The organism is Clostridium tetanomorphum, assembly GCF_017873215.1.
GTDB lineage: Bacteria > Bacillota > Clostridia > Clostridiales > Clostridiaceae > Clostridium_AO > Clostridium_AO tetanomorphum.
In genome coordinates this window covers 1-21007 of the sequence record NZ_JAGGKA010000033.1, presented here as the reverse complement: position 1 = coordinate 21007, position 21007 = coordinate 1, and the positions used below count along the sequence as shown (strand labels likewise).

Here is a 21007-nt window from a genome sequence, read left to right as displayed (position 1 = left end):
TAGGAATATCTAAATAAATTTTTTATGAAGCTTAGAAGAATTAGTAAAATTCTAATTTAAATAGATGTAAAACCACCATCAATAAACAATGTTTGTCCAGTAGTGTAGCTAGAAGCATCAGAGGCAAAATAAATAGCAGCACCATTTAACTCTCCAGCATTGCCAGCTCTTCCAGCAGGGCAAATTTCATTATACATTTTTAAGCTACTTTCTTTAAAAAGATCAGGCGAAGTCATTTCTGTTTTGAAAAGGCTAGGACCAATTGCATTTACAGTTATGCCATATTGAGCCAATGAAGCTGCCATAGCTGTAGTTAAGCTTATTACAGCACCTTTTGAAGCATTATAAGCGTGAAGTGCTTCATATTTACCACCAATAATACCACAAACAGAAGCTGTATTTATAATTTTTCCATATCTCTTTTCCTTCATATGTTTTATCACATGTTTGGACATTAGAAATACGCCTTTTAAATTTGTATTCATAACCCTATCCCACTCGGTTTCATCAATGATATCAACAGAGCCCACAGAATCTACTCCAGCGTTATTCATTAATATATCTATTTTACCAAAGTTATTTAAAACAGTTTTTACAGAAGAAATAACTTCTTTTTCTATTGTAACATCACACTTTATAGGAAGAGCTTTTCTTCCCATAGATTCTATTTCTTTAGCTAACTTTTTTAATCTTTTATACCTTCTTGCTAGTATTGCTACATCAGCTCCTTGTTCAGCAAAGGCTTTAGCAATTTGAACCCCTATACCACTTGAAGCACCAGTAATAATTGCAACTTTTCCTGTTAAATCGAATAAATTATTCATGAAATTCTCTCCTTTAAATATTAGCTAATACACATATTATATGATAGATGATGGTATTGTGAATATAAGGAGAGAATATGAAAACAATATTAAAATGCTATTTTTTCAAAATTACCTTTTATATCAGCAATTTCAGCCTGAATATTATCTAAATAAAATAGAGCTAAATGCAGACCAGTTTGTTCATTATAAATTTGAGTTAAGGATGGCATAGTTTTAAATGCCTTTTTTAAAGTATCTTCTCTATCATCAAAAACCGCAGTGCCACTAATTCTAATCCATTGACCTTGTGCATTAGCTGTAGAGATTTCTACATTTTTATTAGCTTGTACTTGTTTATAACAAAATTTATGATCTCCCATTCCAAAATAAAGTCTACCTTCATGCTCCATAAAAAATCCAAAAGGTCTTACTTTTGGTTTATTCCCTTCCACAGTTGCAAAATAAAAAGTGGGATTTTCTGATAAAAATTTTAGTATTTTTTCCATTAGTATAACTTCCTTTCTTAAAGTAAAATTATTTACACATTAATTCTAATATGCTATAATAAATTTAACAAGTACAATTAATTAGTATAGTTAGTATGTTTTTAGATACTAAAGGAGTGATAACAGTGGAAAAAGATGAGAATTTATTTGGTAAATGTCCTATTACAACTGCACAAAAAGTTATAGGTGGTAAATGGACACTTATAATTTTATATTACTTAAGTATGGAAACTTTACGATTTGGGCAATTGCAACATAAAATACCCATGTTAACACAAGCAACTCTTACAAAGCAACTTCGCAATTTGGAAAATTATGGATTAATAGTAAGGAAGGTTTATCCTGAAGTGCCCCCAAAGGTAGAGTACTCTCTTTCGGATATTGGTAGGAAGTTTATGCCTGTACTTGATTCATTAACTGTATGGGGAGAAGAATATAAAAACTATTTAAAAAGTGAAGATTTTAATTTGAAAAATAATAATTAAAGTAGCATTCATTTTATAGAATTCTACTTTAATTATTAATTCCACTATTAACTAAATTATTTACTAATTATTTCTACTCCATTTTCTGTTACTAATATAGTATGCTCCCATTGAGAAGAAAGGGAGCCATCCTTTGTTAACACTGTCCAGTTGTTATCAGAATCTATAAATATTTCATAAGAACCTGTGTTTATCATAGGTTCTACTGTAAATACCATACCAGGTACCAAAATCATGCCTTCCCCTCTTTTACCAACATGAGGAACAAAAGGTTCTTCGTGAAAATCAAGTCCAACACCATGACCACCAAAATCTCTTACTACAGAGTAACCATGTTTTTCTGCCAATTCTTGAACTGCTGCACCTATATCATCTAGAAAACCCCATGGTTTTATTGCTTCTATACCTCTATACAAACATTCCTTTGAAATTTCTACTAATTTTTTTGCTTCTTCACTAGCTTCCCCAATTATAAACATTCTTGAGGCATCTGAATAATATCCATCTAATATAGTGGAGGCATCTATGTTTATTATGTCTCCATTTTTAAGGATTATATCCTTGCTTGGGATGCCATGGCATACCTCATTATTTATTGAAGTGCAAACACTTTTAGGATATCCTTCAAAGTTAAGAGTAGCTGGAACTGCTCCTTGGGATACAGTATAGTTATGAACTAATTTATCAATTTCCTCAGTGCTCATGCCTTCTTTTATATTTTCTGCTACTAGATCTAGCACAGCATTATTAATTTTAGCACTTTTCTTTATACCTTCAATCTGTTCTTTGGTTTTAATAAGCTGTCTTGGTGGAGTTAGAAATCCTTGCTCTTGTAACATATCTAATTTTTTATCAAATTCAATATGGCATTTCTTATATTTTAATCCACTTCCACACCAGCATAAATCATTTCTATTTAAATTCATAACAACATCTCCTAATAATATTATAGTTTTATTTTCTAAAACCTATATTAACATATTTACTTTATAAATGCATATGATAAAATAATTTTATTAATATTGATAGGGGGATATAGTATGAATTACTTAATAAAATTTACTGACGATTTAGGCTCTGTGCAAAGACTACATAAAGCAAAGTTTTGTTCAGAGCCGAATTTTTATAACATTAATTTAGGTTAAAGTAGTTTTGTGTGGTCTTTGCTTCATAATTTACAAATTTAAAAGTAGATAGGAGCAAGGAATATGAAATATGAAAAAGCACAAAATATATTACCAAGGTATATAATTGAGTTAATTCAGCAGTATATAGATGGTGGGTATTTATATATACCTACAAAACCTGAGAATAAAAAAGCTTGGGGAGAGAACAGTGGTATAAAAGAGAGTTTAAAGAAAAGAAACAAAGAGATTTTTAATTTATACAATAAAGGAATATCTGTTAAAGAGCTTACACAGCGATATTATCTTACTGAGTATAGTATTAGAAGAATAATTAGACAGATAAAACAAAAAATATAAATGTAAATCAGTATTTAATGATGTTAGTATAAAATCATTAAATACTGATTTTTTTATACACTGGATTTAAATAAAGAACTTTTTAATTTTTATAGAAAATTTACTATTATTTATTAATTTTTCTCTGGATATTACACCATAATTATGTAACAATATATATGATTAGAGAAATAGTAGATAAGTAGTATAATATTTAGCTTTATAGCTATTGTTAAGCAAAATAAAATTTATAAAAATAATAATAGTTTAAAATGAAATTATTGCAGATTATGATGTGAAAAAACATATAATTATAGGTAAATAATTTAAAATAAATGGTTAAAGGTGATTGAAGATGTTTAAAAAATTTAAGAAAAAACCCTGTTATGAAGCTGATTGTATTGTTAAATATGTAGAAGATAGGTTAAAGGGAGAGAGAGTATCAGAACCTAAAGTTAAGTATCCAACCCATGTTAATTTATTAAATAACTATAAAAAGCTTTTTGATAATGAGAAAATTATGTCTTCTTCAGCAAAAGAATTGTTAGATGTAAATGCATCTTTAAGTAATTTTGATGTAGAAATGTCTACTATTTCTAATGAGTTGATTGATTTTGCAGGAGAAATGGCTACACTAAGTGACTCTAATGTGGCAATAGTAGAGGAAATCACGGCTAGTATGAATGAAGTAAATCACACTATAAAGGATACTTCTGAAACATTGGAAAAACTATCTGCATCTTCTAAAGAATTAATAGAGCAGAATCATAAAAGTCTTGATGAAATTGAAGAAATTAATCAATTACAAAAAGAGGTGCTGAATGATGCAACTATTATGAGAAATCAAATTGATGAACTTGTTGAAATGGCTAGCAAAGTCAATGATATTGTAATAGGGGTTGGAGCTATAGCAGAGCAAACCAACTTGTTAGCTTTAAATGCTTCTATTGAAGCTGCAAGAGCAGGAGAAAATGGGAAGGGATTTGCAGTAGTAGCTCAAGAAATAAGGAAGCTTGCAGACAATACAAAGGAAAATCTTCAGGGAATGAAAAAATTTGTAGATAATATTCAAGCTACTTCAAGAAAAGGTAAAGAAAGTATGGATAATACTGTAAATTCCACAGAAAAAATGAGCGAAAAAATTAATTCAATAACGTATGCTATGAAAAATAATGTGAATATACTTGAGAATACGGTAAGTAATGTGGTAGCAATTAATGAATCTATGGGAGGAATAAATGAGGCTGCAGCGGAAATAAATGAAGCTATGGAAAACTCAAGTCAGGATGCAGAAAGATTGAATAGTATGACAAATACTATTCATGATGATGCATTAAAGAGTGCAGAATATGCTAAGGAAATATCTTATATAGATGATACACTTTCAGATATTTTAAAGACAATGATGAATGGACTTAAAGGTACTATGAATGACATTAGTAATGAAGACTTTTTAAATTATATGGAAAAGGCTAAAAAAGCTCACGAAAATTGGTTACAGAATTTAAAACATATTAAAGATGAAATGAAGATATATCCTTTACAAACTAATAGTTCTAAATGTGCTTTTGGACATTTTTATGAATCTATACAAGTAACACATTCCTCCATTATAGAAGAATGGAAAAAGATTGATAGTATTCATAAAGAATTTCATCAGTTAGGACATAAAGTTATAGAAGCAGTGAAAGAAGAAAATAAATCTAATGCTGAAAAATATTACTGTTCTGCTGAAAAATTATCCAAGCAGATATTTGTATTAATAGATGAAATCACTGAAAAAATACATAATCAAAACAATAAAGGTATTGAGCTATTCAAATATTGAATCAATAGAAAATACAAGTGCTTCATAATATAGAGAAATTATGAAGCACTTGTATTTATATTATACTATATGATTACGTGAAGCCAAATCAGTCACATGTTTCTGAAGGTCTTGAGCCATACGAGCTAATTCTCCACCTACATTAGCCACTTCTTCTACAGCTGCAGCTTGATTTTTGCTTGTTTGTGAATTTTGTTTTGATTCTGTATCTAATTCATTAACTATTTTAACTAGCTTATCAATACTGCCTTTTATTTTAAAAATTTCATTTATTAATCCTTCTATAATATTATCACTATTTTTTAAGTTGTTATTGGTTTCTATAGCTTTATTACTTACTTCTAAAACTAGTTCTGTAATTTCTTTTAAATTTGTATGTATATCCTCAGCAGACAGTGAACTACTTTCTGCTAATTTACGGACTTCATCTGCTACTACAGAAAATCCTCTACCATGTTCACCAGCTCTTGCAGCTTCTATAGCTGCATTTAATGCTAAAAGATTTGTTTGGCCTGCTATATTTTGTATTGAATCTACAATGTTTGTAATTAAGTTTGTCTTTTTAGATAACTCATCCATACCATAGATTGTACTATCCATTGATTCATTTAAAGATTTTATAGATTGTTTTATTAATTCAGTGTCTTTAACGATTAAATCAACTTGGTTATTAGTACTATCCATTTCTTTCATACAAGTATGTAACTTTTCTGTTTGAGCTTGAGATACATTTGCTACTGTATTACTCATAGCTAAGGTTTCTTCACTTGAAGCTGCAAGTTCTTCGCTAATTGAACCTAAATGATGTGCTTCTTCATCTAAAGTATTTATAATGTTTTTTTCAGCGGTTATATCTTTTATTACTTCTATTGCGCCTATAGTATTACCAGCTTCATCAAAATATGGTGTATATGAAATCAATGTTGGGATTATTTTACCAGATCTATTTTTAAGTTCAACATATATATTTTTAACTGAATCTTTACTATCTTGTAAGTGTTTTTGAACTACACAATTTTTGCCGCATATAGAGGAATTAAATACATCATAACATTTCAGTTTTAATGCTTCTTCTTTTGAGAATCCAGTCATTTGCTCCATCATTGGAGAAAATTCTACAATGTTAAAATCCATATCTCTTATATAGTATGGAAAGGGCATTGCTAATCTTAGTCCCTCACATCTTAATTGTTCTTCAGTTTTTTTTAGGTTCCCTTTATTAATATTGTCTACGTTAACGGTTCCATTATTATTTGTTTGTTGTCTTTTACTGAATAATGCCATTTTATTAGCCCCCTTGTTTGAAATAATTAATTTGTTAATGATATATTATTACTCTACTACTATACATTTTGGTATATCGATAAATAAGTAATAAACTTAATAAAAAAATACAGAATAAGAAGACTATACTAGGGAATTTTATAATGAAAAAGTAATATTTTTAAGAATTTTGCTAATAATAACTTCAGTTAAGTATTCAAGGAGTTGATATAAATGACAGTAGGGTCAAAAGTAAAACAATCATTATCTAATTTAAAAGGAGTAGAAAGTACATTAAGAATCTATTCTATACAAAGCAAGAATAAAGAGGAGGCAAATGCTTATAAGGAAGCACTTCAAATAACACAATCAGTTATTAAAGATGTAGAAAGTAGAATGAAAACAATAGAATTTGAAGAACCTCAATATAAAGGAAACTAATAGGAGGAAATAATATGCAAACTTGGATTATAGTTCTCATAAAAACTGTAATTTTATTTTTTTTAACTTTACTAATAATGCGGCTTGTAGGAAAAGGAAATATATCAAAGGTAACTCCTTTTAATTTTGTAAGTTATATTATAGTTGCCATTATTGTTTCACTAATTACTTTAGGAGTAGTAACTAATATTGCTTTTGCATTTATTGCATTAGGAACATGGATAGTACTTTTTATAGCATTAGATTATCTATCATTAAAAAGTAAAGTGGTACATGATTTTGTAAATGGTAGAAATACTATATTAATAAAAGAGGGAAAAGTTCTAGAAGAAAATTTAATGGAGGTTAGATACACTGGAGAAGAACTGCTAAGAGAATTACGAAAAAAAAATGTTTTTAATTTAGCAGATGTTGAATTTGCTGTAATGGAGACTACTGGAGAAGTGAACGTTTTATTAAAGTCCGATAAACAACCTATTACACCTAAGCAATTAAACACAAAAGTTGCACCTTGTTCACAGCCAGAAACTGTAATATTAGATGGTAATATTCTTGATGAATCATTATCAAGTATAGGACTTGATAGGCAATGGCTAAAGGTTCAATTATCAAATGCAGGAGTATCACTAGATAATGTGTTTATCGGTCAAGTAGATTCATCAGGAGATTTGTTTATAGATCTTTTTGATGATGCAATACAAGTTACGCAACCTCAAGTGAAAGAAATGCTTTATGCCAGTATTTCAAAAGTGCAAGCAGATTTATTATCCTTTTCATTAGAAACAGATGATATAGAAGCTAGGAAAAGATATCTAAAGAATGCCAATAAATTAAAAGAAGTTATGAATAAACTAGAGCCCTACTTACTACGTTAAAAGGAAGTGAGTTTATGTCTAATATGAAAAAGAAAAAATTAACTTCTACTCAACAAGAATATCAAGATTTTGCTAAAGAAAGGGAACCAAAGCGTCAAGTTTTTAAAAATTGTGTAAGAGCTTTTTTAGTTGGGGGTATTATATGTACTATAGGGCAAGGATTACAATGGTTTTTTATAAAATATTTTAATTTTACAAAGGAAACCGCTGGAAATCCTGCATCTGCAATTTTAATAATAATTTCTATTTTACTTACTGGTCTTGGATTTTATGATCATATTGCACAATGGGCTGGAGCAGGAACTGCTGTTCCTGTTACTGGATTTGCCAATACTATGGCTTCTGCAGCTATTGAACATAGAACTGAAGGATATGTTTTAGGAGTGGGAGGAAATATGTTTAAATTATCTGGTTCAGTCATTGTTTTTGGAGTATTTTCAGCTTTTATTGTAGCAATAATAAAAATAACTATTAAGTGGTTAGGTGGGATGTAAATGATTAAAGGACATCAAACCTGGGTTTTTGATTCAAAACCAGTGATAATATCATCGGCAGCGGTAGGAGGAGCATTTGAAAGAGAAGGAGCATTGGCAGAGGATTTTGATATCCTTCATGAAGATGTATGGTTAGGACAGGATAGCTTTGAGAAGGCTGAAAAAAAGTTATTAGAAGAAGCTTGTGAAACTGCAATTAATAAGGCAAATATGAAAAAAGAAGATGTTCAATTTTTTATAAGTGGAGATTTAATGAATCAAATTACTCCTAGTAGTTTTACAGCACGTACATTGGGGATTCCTTACTTAGGAATTTTTGGTGCTTGTTCTAGCTCTATGGAAGGTCTTGCATTAGCTTCTTTATTAATTGATAGCAAATCTGCAAAATATGTGGTAGCAGGTGCATCTAGTCACAATATAGCAGCAGAAAAACAATTTAGATATCCTACAGAATATGGATCACAAAAACCTCCAACTGCTCAATGGACAGTAACTGGAGCAGGAGCTGCGGTAATAGCTGAAAAAGGTGAAGGACCTAAAGTAACAAGTGCTACTATTGGAAAAGTAGTAGATATGGGAATTTCAGATCCTTTTAATATGGGATCTGCTATGGCTCCAGCAGCAGTGGATACAATAGAGGCACATTTTAGAGATTTAAATATAGATTTATCCTATTATGATTTAATTGCTACAGGAGATTTAGGAAGAATTGGTCATAGAATTGCAGGAGATTTATTAGATAAACATGGACTAAAAATTCCAAAAAAAATATTTACCGATTGTGGAATATTAATTTATAGAGAGGATCAACCAGTAATGGCCGGTGGTAGTGGATGTGGTTGCTCTGCTACAGTTACTTATGGGCATTTGCTTAAACGTATGAAGAAAGGTGAATTGAAAAGAATATTGATTGTTGCAACAGGAGCACTATTATCTCCTCTATCCTATCAACAAAAAGAAAGTATACCTTGTATTGCCCATGCGGTATCTATGGAAATGTAAAGAGAGGTGTAGGGGAAAAATGGCAATTTTTATTAAAGCTTTTATTGTTGGCGGAATTATATGTGTAATTGGGCAGATAATGATGGATGTTTTTAAGCTTACACCGGCTCATACAATGAGTGCATTAGTTGTATTTGGTGCCATATTAGGAGGTTTAGAATTATATGAGCCATTGGTAAAGTTTGCAGGTGCAGGAGCTTCAGTTCCAATATGTAGTTTTGGTAATTCATTAGTTAAAGGAGCTTTAATGGAAGCTGAACAATCTGGTATTATAGGAGTTCTTACTGGCATATTCGAAGTTACAAGTGCTGGAATTTCAGCTGCTATAATATTTGCATTTATAGCTTCCTTAATATTTAAACCTAAAGGATAATATTAAGGTATTTTGAAAGGAGGTGATATAAATGACAGTAGGAACACAGATGCAACAAGCTATAGCAGGCGTTCAGTCAGCAGCAGCTACAATGAAAACATTTGCATTAGAAACACAGGATGAAGATGCAAAAAAGGATTTTCAGCAATTAGCTCAAACTTTTGAAGATGCATTACAAGTTTTAGAAGGAAGAAGAAAATATATTGAAGAACAGGAACCTCAATATAGACAATAATAAATTAAAATTAAAAGTAAACATATTTTAGAAGAGATAAATAATGAAGAGGAGAGAAGCTTAAAATCTCCTCTTTATTATTTTGTTTTAATATCTACAAAGAAGTTATATTAGCTTTGATAATATAATACATATATGGTACTATATATAATGTTGCGGAAAATTAAATTATTTTAATAAAATTAACTGGATAATGTAAATAAATCCAAAAAAATTTATTTACGTTTTAAATTATATGAAGTTAAGTTGTAAAAATTATTGGAGGATGGAGTTATGAAAATTACTGTAAAAACTAAGTTAATCTCACTAGTAACATTTTTTATTATTATATTGATAGGAGTAGGATTATATTCAAGTATTTTATTAAAAAATATAAATGAACATTCTACAGTCATAGCTTATGAATTAATTCCAGGTATAGAAAGTTCATCTAGTCTTAATATTTTAACTAGTGATTTTAGAATAGTTGAATATGAGCATATTTTATCTAAGTCCAAAGAAGAAATGAAGGCTAAAGAGAAAGTTATGGAAAATTTAAAAAACCAAATTTTTAAGAATATTAATGAATATAAAAACACTATTACAGAGGAGAAAGATAAAGAATTAATTGGAGAAGTTGAAAGCTCTTTGATTAATTATTTTAATTTACATAAAACTGTTATAGAATTAAGTAATAAGCTAAAGGCAGAAGAAGCCATGAAGATTATGAATGGCAAAGGCTTAAATTTATTTAATAAAGCTAGTTCAGATCTTAAAGAATTAGTCACATATAATGAAAAATATAGTAAAGTGCTAAGTGATACTGGAGATTCCGCATCTTCAATGGCAAAGAAGATGCTTTTATTTATAAATATAATAGTAATAGTAGCAATAGTATTTATAGCGGTTACTATAATAAGAAGTATTTTAAAGCCTATTAAGTTGTTAAAAGTTGAGTTAAATACACTAGCCACTAGTGGTGGAGATTTAACTAAAAAGGTGGAAGTTAATTCTAATGATGAATTTAGAGAGTTGGCAGATGCTTTTAATCAATTTATATCAAATTTAAGAGATATTATATCCGAGGTTAGCAATAAAACTGAAATTACTGTGGAAAATGTACAAGGTATAGCTGTAAATATGGGAGATTTGAACAATCAAATAGAAGAAGTTCATGCAACAACAGAGGAATTATCAGCTGGTATGGAAGAAACAGCAGCTTCTACAGAAGAAATGAATGCAACAGTTTATGAAATAAAAGAAGCTGTAGAGTTAATCGCTACTAAGGCAAAAGAAGGAGTTAATTCTTCAATAGAAATTAGTAATAGAGCTTTATCTTTAAGAGAAAAATCTTTGACTGCTAAAAAAGATGCAGATGATATATATGCTAATACTAAAGAAAAGTTAGAAAAAGCTTTAGAAGATTGTAAAGTAGTGGAAAAGATAAGCATATTTTCGGAAACTATATTAAATATTTCTTCTCAAACCAATTTGCTAGCGTTAAATGCTTCAATAGAAGCAGCAAGAGCTGGAGAAGCAGGCAAAGGATTTACAGTTGTTGCAGATGAGATAAGAAATTTAGCAGAACAATCTAACCTTACTGTAACTGAAATTAAAAAGATAGCAGATTTAGTTTTAGAAGCGGTTGAAAATTTATCTAATGGGGCACTAGAAATATTAGATTTTGTAAATACCAAAGTTTCTAATGATTATCTAAATATGGTTAAAACAGGGGAAGAGTATAAAATGGATGCAGAAGGTGTTAATAAGATTATGGAAAACTTTAGTGATACTTCTAATCAGGTAAGAATTGCTGTTGAAAATTTAACAAAAGCTGTAGAAGAAATAACAACATCTACTACAGAAGGGGCAAATAATACTACTAATATTGCTGAAAGTACTATGGTAGTAAATGAGAAGTCAAGCCATGTAATAAGGCAAACACAAGTCTCAGAGGAAAATGCGGAAAGCTTATTAAAGGTAATATCTAAGTTTAAAATTTAAAAGATTACAAAGCAACTTTTAAGAGTACAGATTACAGAGCACAAATAAGGAGAATTTTTCTCCATTTGAATTACGAAAAAATTTAAATTAAAGCTTTTTTGTAGTGATAATGGAAGAAAAGCTTCCTTATGTGTACTCTATACTCTTAAAAGTGCTTCGTATTTTCATAAAGTGTTAATTAAATTTTTAGAGCAACATAAATTATAAGAAAGATTTTTTACAAGACCATTTCCAAAATTTATGGTAAGTATATCTTCATCTATAGTTAATATCTTACCTGTTCCAAAAGATTTATGCTGGATAAGTGTTCCTACTTTTAAGGGAATTCTATTTAAAACAGTAGTATTTTTAACTAAATTATTAGATAAGATGCTAAATGACCTCCCTTTATTAATTATATTATAAAGTTTTTGTACAAATTGAGAAGGAGTACATTTTTTATTATTTTTTTTAAGAGGATTTATTAAGTAAAGATTTTTTCTTCCTCTAGTTATAGCAACATACATTAAACGAGTTTCTTCTTCCAAAGAAGTTTTATCTCCTTTATTAGCTTTATCTATACTGTCAGGAGAAGGTAAAATATCTTCAATTAAGTCTATAATGTAAACAGTATCAAATTCTAACCCTTTTGAACTATGCATAGTAGAGAGGGTTACGCCACTAAATTTTCCTTTAGATTTACTCATTTCCATTTCTTCTTTTAAAAGAGTTAATTTATTTTCTATATCTTGTAGGCTTGTACAGGATGACAAAACCATAGTTAAAATAAATAGTATAGTTTGTATATTATCCATATTATATTTAAATTTTTCACAATAATCTATCATATATTCTTCATAATTTAGTTCATATCTTATAAAATCTATAGCTTCATCTCCATATAAACAGGAAAGCTTTAAAAACTTTTCTTCAAAAGATTTTAGCCTATATGAAGAGGAAAAATAGTTTTCATTATTGCAAAGAGTTTTAAATATGCTTTCTTTAATTTTTCTATTGTAAAGTATACTTAAGTCATCTTTTTTTACATAACTTTTCATCTTATAATATATTCTTTCAAAAGCATCTATATCAGTTAAATCAAAAGCCAATTTAAAGAATGATAAAATGTCTTTAATTACCCAGCTATTAAAAAAAGATGGGACTGAATCTTTTATGTAAAAAGAAATGTTTTCCTTAATTAATCTATCTACTAGAGTAATAGATGAAATATTATTTCTAAAAAGAATAGCAGTTTCTTTTAAATCTTTTTCTTGCTTTAATTTGTGAACTAAAAAATCTATTTGAGCATATTCATTTTCTACATTAATAAAGTTAATTTCATTACCTTCTTCATTTTTGGTAAATAATTCTTTACTATATCTTTTTTTATTTATTTTAATAAATTCATTAGCAGCATTTACTATTTGCTTACTACTTCTAAAGTTCTGCTGCATAAAAAATATTTTTCCGTCTTTATGATATTGGCTTTTAAAATTTAAAAGTCCCTGAGAAAAAGCACCTCGCCAAGAATATATACTTTGATCATCATCACCAACAATACATAAATTAAACTTTGGTTTTGCAATAAGCTTTATTATTTCTTGTTGGATTTTACTAGTATCCTGACATTCATCTACTTCAATATAATCATATAAATTTCTATAAAAATTTAATATTTCTTTATCCTTGTGTAATATTTTATAGCATTTTACTAACATATCATCATAGTCCAGCAAATTATTCTTTTTTTTATACAATTCATACTCTCTATATATGTTTATAAAATTAGGTACAGGAAAATCCTCCTTATATATTTCAGTGTTTTCAAAAGATACCATTATGTTTTTTAAATATCCTATAAATGAGGATAGTTCTTCTAATTTATCATCATTTATAAAATCATTATTGTATTTGGTATATATGTTTTTTAGTAAAACTATACGATTTACTGGAGAATCTTTAGACTCTATTATCGTATATTTTTTATTTCTTCTAAAAGAATAATTATTTATTACATAATAAGCAAAACTGTGTATAGTGGAAAACGGAACTGTATCTTTTATTATATTTCCAAAGAAACTTTTAAATCTATTTCTCATATCTATGGCAGAAGCTTTACTAAAACTAAGCCCAAGTATTCTTTTAGGATTTACATTCTGATTTAATATAAGATTTGCAGTTCTAGAAATTAAAGTAGCAGTTTTACCTGCACCAGGTACTGCAACTACTGCCATGGGTCCATAAACATTAAAAACTATTTCTTCTTGTTCTTTTGTTAAATTTATATTGCAATTATATTTTAAATAAGATAAAAAATCACTTTTATTTATTTTTAACACCACCTTGATAATTAACTATAGTTTATATAAGTATTTAATTTCATTCCAGAAAGAGCAACTAACATATTTTCAAACTCTACAAATAATAATTTAACATAAAAATGCTTTAATTCAAGTTATTTTATTATATAATCTTATTAATACAAAAGGAAGGAGAAAGAATATGGAGGAGAGGAAACTACATTTATTTTTAATAATAAGTATAATAATTATTTTAATATGGTCTGGTATTAATCCTTTTGATAGTTTCACTTGGTTTTTAGAAGTTCTTCCGGCTTTGATAGGTGGAACTATATTAGTAATTATATATAGTAAGTTTAAATTTACAACTTTGGTTTATATTTTAATTTGGATTCATGGGATAATATTAATTGTAGGTGGACATTATACTTATGCAGAGATGCCTTTATTTAATTGGTTAAAAGATACATTTAATTTAGAGAGAAATTATTATGATAGGCTAGGACATATTGCTCAAGGGTTTATACCAGCTATAGTTACAAGAGAAATTTTTATAAGAAAAAATATTGTAAGTAAAAAGGGATGGTTAGGATTTATTATTGTTTCTATATGTTTAGCTGCTAGTGCTTCCTATGAACTTATTGAATTTGCTGTAGCAAAATTTACAGGTACAGCTGCAGAAGCCTTTTTAGGAACTCAAGGGGATGTATGGGATACACAATGGGACATGCTATTTGCATTGGTTGGATCTATATTATCTCTAGTAATACTTTCAAAATATCATGATGAGCAATTGGAAAGGATAAAATTATAGTATTCAAATAATTATAATAAGGCTATTGCATTAAGAAATTTACATACAATATATTGTGAGATTTATTCTTAGTGCGATAGCCCATTTAAGTGAAATTTTAAATTTTTAAAATTAGTTTAGAAATGTTTCTTTAATATTTCTAAAGATTTAACTGCATTTTCTCTAGGTCTTACTTCTATAATATATATAATCTCTTTATCTTTCATAAGATTAAAATGTTTGTTAAAATCTAAATTTCCTGTACCTATAATTTGATGATCACTTTTACCGTTATTATCATGAATATGGCAAGTTCTAATTTTATCAATATTCCTTATAAAAAATTCTACTTCATTATATTTATTTTCATAGGAATGACCTATATCCCAAGTTAAATAAAGATTAGTGGTTTTTAAAAGTTCTTCAAGAACTTCTTGAACTATTTTTTTTGGAAATCTTCCCGAATTCTCCACACATATCATTAATTTATCTTCAGTATGGTGGACTAATTGTTGTAGACTTTCTTTTAATATGTTCTTATACTCTTTTTCATAAAATTCTTCCATATAGCTTTTTCTATCTACTAAAGTAAAACATACTGCGCTACCTACATGAAGAGTCATTCTGCTAACCCCAATATCTATTCCAAAAGTTATTATTTCCTTTAGCCTGTCTAAGCCGGCTTTTCTTATAGAAGAATGAAGTTGAAGAAGAGTAATATCTTCAGGAGCGTGCATAGTAAGTTTTACACCGTTGGTTTCTGCATAATCTTTAATTTTTCTTCTCTCTTCTTTATTAAAATTTTCAGGAAAGTATATAGGAACATTCATATTTATTTCTACAGCATTCATGTTATTTTCTTTTGCAAAATCTATAGTTTTATAAATATTTTCTTCCCCTATAGAAGCAGCATAGCCAATATAATTAAACATATTACTCATTCCTTTCATTAATTTGAAAGTTAATTTAATTTAAAAGTTACAGTAGAGCATAGATAACAGAGTATAGAAGACAGTTTGCCATTGTTAACTGTTGTTAATCCATCTATTATCTATAATCTACGCCCTATTATCTGATATGAGGATTACAGTTCAATAACCTTTGCCCAAATTATATTATCTATATTTACAAATCTATCTAGAGCTTCTTTAGAAATTTTATCATCAATATTTAAAATCATTATAGCCTTATCACCTTTTAATTTTCTTCCAACCTGCATTGTAGCAACGTTTATACTTTCATTTCCTATAAAGGTTCCAACTTGACCTATAACACCTGGTACATCTTTGTTTTGTAAGAATAGCATATAGTCAGAAGGTTTAACATCTACTTCATAACCTAAAATTTCTACTAATTTTCCTTCACCTTTAGTTGAAATAGTACCAGATAAAGTAAATATTCCACCTTTATTATCAGTTATTTTTATAGTAATTAAGTTTGAATATCCATTAAAATGCTTACATATATTTTTAGTATTTATTCCTATTCCGCTTTCTTCTGCCTTAACTCTAGCATTTATATAATTTACTCTATCAGCCATAACTGGTTCTAATAATCCTTTAGTAAAGGCTATAGTAACCATTTCTGTATCCTGGCATCCTATTTCACCCCAGTAAGTGATATCTACAAATTTAATTGCTTCTTTATTAATCTGATAATATACCTTACCTAAGTTCTCCATAAGGTTAATATAAGGTTGAATTTCTTTTAATTCATCTCTATGAATAGCAGGAAGGTTAACTGCATTAGGAACAATTTCACCCTTAATTCCTTTTAAAACCTGTTTTGCTATAGTTAGTCCTACATTTTGTTGAGCTTCTACTGTAGTTGCACCTATATGAGGAGTAACCACTACATTTGGAAAGTTGTATAATTCTGCACTATATCTAGGCTCTTTTTCATGTACATCTATACCAACACTAGCAATTTTGCCGCTAGCCAGCCCTTTACATAAAGCTTTTTCTTCAATAAGCTTTCCACGGGCAGCATTTACGATTCTAACTCCATTTTTCATTATATCTACTTCTTTTTCTCCAATAATTCCTATAGTTTCTTCTGTTCTTGGAGTATGGATTGTAATAAAATTAGCTTCTTTTAATAATTCTTCTAAGGTATTTTTCTTTTCTACATTGTACTTTTCAAATCGTTCATCAGCGATATAAGGGTCGTAAGCTATAACATTCATACCAAAAGCGTTCATCCTTGTAGCAACAAGAGCTCCTATTCTACCAAGTCCTATTATACCTAAAGTTTTATTGAAAAGTTCGCTTCCCATGAAACTATCTCTGTCCCAGTTGCCTTCTTTTAAGAATTTATCAGCACGAGCGATATTTCTTGCTTGAGAAAGTAAAAGTCCTATTGTAAGTTCGCAAGCGGAAATACTATTACTATCAGGAGTATTAGCTGCAATAATACCTCGTTTTGTAGCTTCAGGAATATCAATATTATCTACTCCATTACCAGCTCTACCAACTATTTTTAGTTTTGTAGCTTTAGCCATAAGTTCAGCATCAACTTTTGCATCACTTCTAATGATAAGACCATCGTATTCACCAATTATATTTAATAATTCTTCTCTTTCTATACCTATTTTTATATCTATCTGAAAGTTTGGTTCTTTCCTTAAAAGTTCTATTCCTAAATCATCTATTTTATCAATTATTAATACTTTTTTTAATTCCATAAGTGTTACCTCCAATTAGTAATATATTTTTATTGTTATTTAAATTTTTAAATTTTATTGTATATAATTTCTAAATTAAATTTTTTAAAGCATTTAAAGTTTTATCTATCATTTCTTCATTAACGTATCCCATATGACCAACTCTTATAAGTTTTCCTTTTGTATGACCTTGACCACCAGCTATAATAATTCCGTAGTCTTTTTCTAGTCTTTCTTTTATAAAAGAGGCTTTATTATTTTCTATATTTATTGCAGTTACCGTATTTGAGAAAGCATTTGCTTCTGCAAATAAGATAAGCCCCATTTGTTTAACTTCTTCTCTAAATTTATTTGCTAAATTTTTATGCCTTAAAAATACATTTTCTAACCCTTCTTCTTCAATCATTTTTAGCGCTTCATTTGCACCGACGATAAGTGGAACAGCAGGGGTATAAGGATTTTCTGGGTTTTCTTTATCTAAGAATTTTTTAGCATTTAGAAAATCAAAATAGAATCTTGGTAAATCTGATTTTTTTGCATTTTCTAAAGCTTTTTCACTTACTCCTATAAAAGCTAGTCCAGGAGGACTCATTAAAGCTTTTTGAGAAGCAGTAACTAAAATATCAATACCCCAATCATCCATCTTTATATCAATTCCACCTAAAGAACTTACAGCATCAACTATAAAAATTATATTCTTATTCTTTAAGAGTTCACCAATTTCTTTTATAGGGTTTACGGCTGCGGTAGAAGTTTCGTTATGAGTAACTATAAGTCCTTTATGGTCCTCTGTAAGTTGTTCTTTTATTTGGTCTAAGGTAACAGCTTTTCCCCAAGGAACTTTAATTTCATCTACAATTAAGCCGTATGATTTAGCAATTTTTATAAATCTATCTCCAAAATCACCTATGGATACTGCTAAAATTTTATCTCCTTTTGAAAATGAGTTTACAAGAGCAGCTTCTAATCCACCAGTACCAGATGCAGGGAAAGTAAGTACTGTATTTTTAGTTTGAAAAACATATTTTAGCCTTTCGTTCAATTCTCTAAATATTTTACTGTATTCTGCAGTTCTATGATGAAGCATCCCTTCACCAATTTTTTTTATAACTCTTTCAGGAACATTTGTTGGTCCTGGTGTCATTAACAATTTATTCATAAATAACCCTCCAATAGTTAAGTTTATTTTCGCCCCAATAATTAAGTTTAATTATCCATAATATGTTAGTGTATTAAAAATGTTCAATTATTTTGGCTATATTTATAGAAAAATAATCATTCAAAGATGCCTTAAACTATAAAAAAACCGCCCTTAGCTTGACTGCTAAGGACGGGGAATTTCCACGTGGTACCACCTTATTTTACTACTTGCAAGTAGTCTCTTAATTTTAACGGAATTAGTCCGGTATAGGTTTTTTACCCCTATACAGTTCCAGGCCGGATTCAACAACCTTCATTACCGATTTTCACCAAGCATCGGCTCTCTGAAAATGAAAGATTATTTACTACTGCCTTTCACAACTTCAAATTTGTTTTTAATTATAGTGTATTTAAAAATATAATGCAAGAGATTTTTAAAAAAAGTTTATTAATTATTTTAAAGTGGAATTTTTTTGAATAATTAAAGGTATGATAAATATAGATGGAATATTAGATTTAGTTTACTAAGCAATGTATAGTTTTATATTTGAATTTATTTATAATAATAATTTAAAGATAGGAGAGGTATACATGAAAAAAAAATATGTAAATATAAGATATAAGTTTATATTAATAGGGGTTATAAGTGTAATACTAGCTTTACCAAATTTAATTTTTTCAATATATAATAATAGAATTTATGCAGGAAGTAATTTGAATTTAAAGAGAGAAAAAAAGGAAATAATAAAGCAATTTAAAGATATTAAATTAAGAACAGATGATATTAAATTTAAATTTAGAGATAAAAATATAGAAAATAAATTTCCCATATATATTAAAAATAATAGATATTATATTCCGGTTGAGCATTTTGTAATTAAAAGTGGAGGAGAATATAATTGGAAGAATGATAAAATAGGAGAAATAAATTTTGGAGGATATAAAATTCGATTGAATTTACTGAATAATAACTTTAAAAATGCAGAAAGAGTTCAAAATTTAAAAGAAAAAATTATATTTGCTGGTGATATAGCTTATATATCATTATATGATTTTACTAAAATGCTAAATATGAAAACTTCTTGGGATATTAAAAATAAAGTAATTTATTTATTTAATAATAAGGATAATATTTCTGTTAATAAAATTAAAAATACTAATAAAGTTGCACTTATTAGATTAGAAGACATGTCTTCTGAAGATAGATATTCTACAAGTGAAAGTTTAGAAAAGATAAGAATAATAGGGGATTACTTATATTCTAAATTTATTCCTTTTCATATAGCTTGGGTTCCTAAATATATTAATCCTAAAAAAAGGATAGATAATGATCTTGCTACTAAATATACGATGCATAATGTAGATTTTTTATACACACTAGATTATCTTATGGATAGAAATGCTTTGATTGGTGTTCATGGATATACTCATCAATATGGAAATGAAATTAGTATAGATGGTATTGAATTAGATGGAAGAAGAAATAATACTGTGTCAAAAACTAGGGAAGTAGCGAAGAAAAGCATTCAAAGTGGGGAAAAATTAAATGTTCCAATTCATTTTTTTGAAAGTGCTCATTATGCAGCTACAGATATGCAGCATAGGGAATTAGAAAAGTATTTTGATTATATGTATGAGCCACCAAAGTTTACAGAAAGAAACAATGTAGCTAGAAGAAAACAAGGAAATAGAACAGTGAAATATATACCTACTCCACTTAATTATGTAGATGGAAAAAGGGACACTGATAATATGATAAGAAAAATAAATAACATAAATAACATAAATACTTTTACTTTAGCTAGTTTTTTTTATCATCCTAATATAGAGTTTGAATATATTAAATTGTATAAAGACAAAGATGGATATCCTGCATATTCATATAGTGAAAAATCTCCTTTAAAAAGAATAATAAATACTTTTGAAAGTAAAGGATATAAATTTATAAAAATAACAGATATTAAATAGAGAAAAAAATATATAAAAAAGAAGTTTAAGAACTATGTAATTATATACTTTCAATAATATAAATAAACAGAATAATATAAATTTCAAAAATAATTTACATTTTCACAATAATTTTTCAACAAAACCCTTCCATAAAAAGCCTTTTTATGATAAAATTATACTATAAATTGTTTAATATACTATTTTTGTAACTATACATATACAGTAGGGAGGGATTTTTATAGAAAAAAAGATTGAAAGTTTAAACAAAAGTTATGAAGAAATCAAAGTTGGAGATAAAGCCTCGATAAGCAAAGTTATTTGTGATGAAGATGTAGTTTCTTTTTCAAAAATATCTGGGGATGTAAATCCAATTCATTTGGATGAAGAATTTGCAAAGAAAAGTCTTTTTAAGAAAAGAATTGCCCATGG

At 28.1% G+C, this 21007-nt stretch carries 20 protein-coding genes, 2 pseudogenes and 1 other annotated feature; of the genes and pseudogenes, 13 read left to right on the top strand and 9 right to left on the bottom strand.

All coding sequences use genetic code 11. The features are described 5' to 3' along the window. Positions 1–56: 56 nt before the first annotated feature. Together J2Z24_RS20065 and J2Z24_RS20060 are read right to left on the bottom strand one after the other, a co-directional pair. On the bottom strand, positions 57–824 hold the full coding sequence (locus J2Z24_RS20065) for an SDR family NAD(P)-dependent oxidoreductase (protein ID WP_035150039.1): 768 nt from the start codon (positions 822–824) through the stop codon (positions 57–59). A gap of 89 nt (positions 825–913) precedes the next feature. Next, the gene (locus J2Z24_RS20060) at positions 914–1312 is read right to left on the bottom strand and encodes a pyridoxamine 5'-phosphate oxidase family protein (RefSeq protein ID WP_035150036.1); all 399 of its coding nucleotides are present in this window, start codon (positions 1310–1312) and stop codon (positions 914–916) included. Between the two features lie 125 nt (positions 1313–1437). On the opposite strand from J2Z24_RS20060, the gene J2Z24_RS20055 reads away from it, so the two are divergent. Beyond that, positions 1438–1797 (top strand): winged helix-turn-helix transcriptional regulator, encoded by a 360-nt coding sequence (locus J2Z24_RS20055; RefSeq protein ID WP_035150033.1) that lies wholly within the window; start codon positions 1438–1440, stop codon positions 1795–1797. 56 nt (positions 1798–1853) lie between these two features. On the opposite strand, the gene J2Z24_RS20050 is transcribed toward J2Z24_RS20055, so the two are convergent. Further along, positions 1854–2723, bottom strand: a complete 870-nt coding sequence (locus J2Z24_RS20050) for a methionyl aminopeptidase (protein WP_035150029.1) — start codon at positions 2721–2723, stop codon at positions 1854–1856. Positions 2724–3005: 282 nt separating this feature from the next. Here J2Z24_RS20050 and J2Z24_RS20045 point away from each other — a divergent pair, with 282 nt between their 5' ends. Then, entirely contained in the window at positions 3006–3281 is a 276-nt protein-coding gene (locus tag J2Z24_RS20045) for a CD3324 family protein (protein WP_035150026.1), read from the top strand. A gap of 334 nt (positions 3282–3615) precedes the next feature. Beyond that, positions 3616–5088: a methyl-accepting chemotaxis protein gene (locus J2Z24_RS20040; protein WP_035150023.1), complete on the top strand. Its 1473-nt coding sequence runs from the start codon at positions 3616–3618 to the stop codon at positions 5086–5088. A gap of 60 nt (positions 5089–5148) precedes the next feature. Here J2Z24_RS20040 and J2Z24_RS22000 read toward each other — a convergent pair. Beyond that, a pseudogene (locus tag J2Z24_RS22000) lies at positions 5149–5664 on the bottom strand (methyl-accepting chemotaxis protein); the annotation flags it as partial. Between the two features lie 267 nt (positions 5665–5931). Further along, positions 5932–6249: pseudogene (locus tag J2Z24_RS21995) on the bottom strand (PAS domain-containing protein); the annotation flags it as partial. 336 nt (positions 6250–6585) lie between these two features. Here J2Z24_RS21995 and J2Z24_RS20030 point away from each other — a divergent pair. From J2Z24_RS20030 to J2Z24_RS20000, 7 genes are all read left to right on the top strand, one after another. After that, positions 6586–6792 (top strand): DUF1657 domain-containing protein, encoded by a 207-nt coding sequence (locus J2Z24_RS20030; RefSeq protein WP_035150018.1) that lies wholly within the window; start codon positions 6586–6588, stop codon positions 6790–6792. Between the two features lie 14 nt (positions 6793–6806). Next, entirely contained in the window at positions 6807–7667 is an 861-nt protein-coding gene (locus J2Z24_RS20025) for a DUF421 domain-containing protein (RefSeq protein ID WP_035150016.1), read from the top strand. A 14-nt stretch (positions 7668–7681) separates the two neighbouring features. Next, the gene (gene spoVAC, locus J2Z24_RS20020) at positions 7682–8161 is read left to right on the top strand and encodes a stage V sporulation protein AC (protein ID WP_035150013.1); all 480 of its coding nucleotides are present in this window, start codon (positions 7682–7684) and stop codon (positions 8159–8161) included. Then, positions 8162–9163, top strand: coding sequence for a stage V sporulation protein AD (spoVAD, locus tag J2Z24_RS20015; RefSeq protein ID WP_035150012.1), 1002 nt, complete (start codon positions 8162–8164; stop codon positions 9161–9163). A 19-nt stretch (positions 9164–9182) separates the two neighbouring features. After that, entirely contained in the window at positions 9183–9536 is a 354-nt protein-coding gene (gene spoVAE / locus J2Z24_RS20010; protein ID WP_035150010.1) for a stage V sporulation protein AE, read from the top strand. A gap of 31 nt (positions 9537–9567) precedes the next feature. Continuing rightward, positions 9568–9771, top strand: coding sequence for a DUF1657 domain-containing protein (locus J2Z24_RS20005; protein WP_035150008.1), 204 nt, complete (start codon positions 9568–9570; stop codon positions 9769–9771). 273 nt (positions 9772–10044) lie between these two features. Then, complete coding sequence (locus J2Z24_RS20000) at positions 10045–11754, top strand: methyl-accepting chemotaxis protein (protein WP_035150005.1); 1710 nt, start codon at positions 10045–10047, stop codon at positions 11752–11754. A gap of 164 nt (positions 11755–11918) precedes the next feature. Here J2Z24_RS20000 and J2Z24_RS21830 read toward each other — a convergent pair whose 3' ends face one another. Further along, complete coding sequence (locus J2Z24_RS21830; protein WP_051593371.1) at positions 11919–14072, bottom strand: ATP-dependent helicase; 2154 nt, start codon at positions 14070–14072, stop codon at positions 11919–11921. A 163-nt stretch (positions 14073–14235) separates the two neighbouring features. Between J2Z24_RS21830 and J2Z24_RS19990 the strand changes: the two genes are divergently transcribed. After that, entirely contained in the window at positions 14236–14847 is a 612-nt protein-coding gene (locus J2Z24_RS19990) for a DUF2238 domain-containing protein (protein ID WP_035150004.1), read from the top strand. Between the two features lie 116 nt (positions 14848–14963). Here the strand turns inward: J2Z24_RS19990 and J2Z24_RS19985 are convergent, their stop codons facing one another. The 3 genes from J2Z24_RS19985 to J2Z24_RS19975 all read right to left on the bottom strand — a co-directional run bounded on the left by J2Z24_RS19985 (position 14964) and on the right by J2Z24_RS19975 (position 18647). Then, entirely contained in the window at positions 14964–15758 is a 795-nt protein-coding gene (locus tag J2Z24_RS19985; protein WP_035150002.1) for a sugar phosphate isomerase/epimerase family protein, read from the bottom strand. 152 nt (positions 15759–15910) lie between these two features. Continuing rightward, on the bottom strand, positions 15911–17509 hold the full coding sequence (gene serA, locus J2Z24_RS19980) for a phosphoglycerate dehydrogenase (protein WP_035150000.1): 1599 nt from the start codon (positions 17507–17509) through the stop codon (positions 15911–15913). Positions 17510–17579: 70 nt separating this feature from the next. Further along, positions 17580–18647, bottom strand: a complete 1068-nt coding sequence (locus J2Z24_RS19975; RefSeq protein ID WP_035149998.1) for a pyridoxal-phosphate-dependent aminotransferase family protein — start codon at positions 18645–18647, stop codon at positions 17580–17582. Positions 18648–18811: 164 nt separating this feature from the next. Continuing rightward, positions 18812–19016: a binding site (T-box leader), on the bottom strand. Positions 19017–19219: 203 nt separating this feature from the next. On the opposite strand from J2Z24_RS19975, the gene J2Z24_RS19970 reads away from it, so the two are divergent. Both J2Z24_RS19970 and J2Z24_RS21825 read left to right on the top strand, forming a co-directional pair. Next, positions 19220–20596 (top strand): DUF2334 domain-containing protein, encoded by a 1377-nt coding sequence (locus tag J2Z24_RS19970; RefSeq protein ID WP_173702703.1) that lies wholly within the window; start codon positions 19220–19222, stop codon positions 20594–20596. 214 nt (positions 20597–20810) lie between these two features. Beyond that, positions 20811–21007, top strand: a 197-nt coding sequence (locus J2Z24_RS21825) for a MaoC/PaaZ C-terminal domain-containing protein (protein ID WP_307861375.1), incomplete at its 3' end; no start/stop codon positions are given.

Bases quoted from the DNA above. Each gene is read 5' to 3' on its own strand.
- J2Z24_RS20065 (WP_035150039.1), bottom strand. From the start codon at position 824: ATGAATAATTTATTCGATTTAACAGGAAAAGTTGCAATTATTACTGGT.
- J2Z24_RS20060 (WP_035150036.1), bottom strand. From the start codon at position 1,312: ATGGAAAAAATACTAAAATTTTTATCAGAAAATCCCACTTTTTATTTT.
- J2Z24_RS20050 (WP_035150029.1), bottom strand. From the start codon at position 2,723: ATGAATTTAAATAGAAATGATTTATGCTGGTGTGGAAGTGGATTAAAA.
- J2Z24_RS20045 (WP_035150026.1), top strand. From the start codon at position 3,006: ATGAAATATGAAAAAGCACAAAATATATTACCAAGGTATATAATTGAG.
- J2Z24_RS20040 (WP_035150023.1), top strand. From the start codon at position 3,616: ATGTTTAAAAAATTTAAGAAAAAACCCTGTTATGAAGCTGATTGTATT.
- J2Z24_RS20030 (WP_035150018.1), top strand. From the start codon at position 6,586: ATGACAGTAGGGTCAAAAGTAAAACAATCATTATCTAATTTAAAAGGA.
- J2Z24_RS20025 (WP_035150016.1), top strand. From the start codon at position 6,807: ATGCAAACTTGGATTATAGTTCTCATAAAAACTGTAATTTTATTTTTT.
- spoVAC (WP_035150013.1), top strand. From the start codon at position 7,682: ATGTCTAATATGAAAAAGAAAAAATTAACTTCTACTCAACAAGAATAT.
- spoVAD (WP_035150012.1), top strand. From the start codon at position 8,162: ATGATTAAAGGACATCAAACCTGGGTTTTTGATTCAAAACCAGTGATA.
- spoVAE (WP_035150010.1), top strand. From the start codon at position 9,183: ATGGCAATTTTTATTAAAGCTTTTATTGTTGGCGGAATTATATGTGTA.
- J2Z24_RS20005 (WP_035150008.1), top strand. From the start codon at position 9,568: ATGACAGTAGGAACACAGATGCAACAAGCTATAGCAGGCGTTCAGTCA.
- J2Z24_RS20000 (WP_035150005.1), top strand. From the start codon at position 10,045: ATGAAAATTACTGTAAAAACTAAGTTAATCTCACTAGTAACATTTTTT.
- J2Z24_RS19990 (WP_035150004.1), top strand. From the start codon at position 14,236: ATGGAGGAGAGGAAACTACATTTATTTTTAATAATAAGTATAATAATT.
- J2Z24_RS19985 (WP_035150002.1), bottom strand. From the start codon at position 15,758: ATGTTTAATTATATTGGCTATGCTGCTTCTATAGGGGAAGAAAATATT.
- serA (WP_035150000.1), bottom strand. From the start codon at position 17,509: ATGGAATTAAAAAAAGTATTAATAATTGATAAAATAGATGATTTAGGA.
- J2Z24_RS19975 (WP_035149998.1), bottom strand. From the start codon at position 18,647: ATGAATAAATTGTTAATGACACCAGGACCAACAAATGTTCCTGAAAGA.
- J2Z24_RS19970 (WP_173702703.1), top strand. From the start codon at position 19,220: ATGAAAAAAAAATATGTAAATATAAGATATAAGTTTATATTAATAGGG.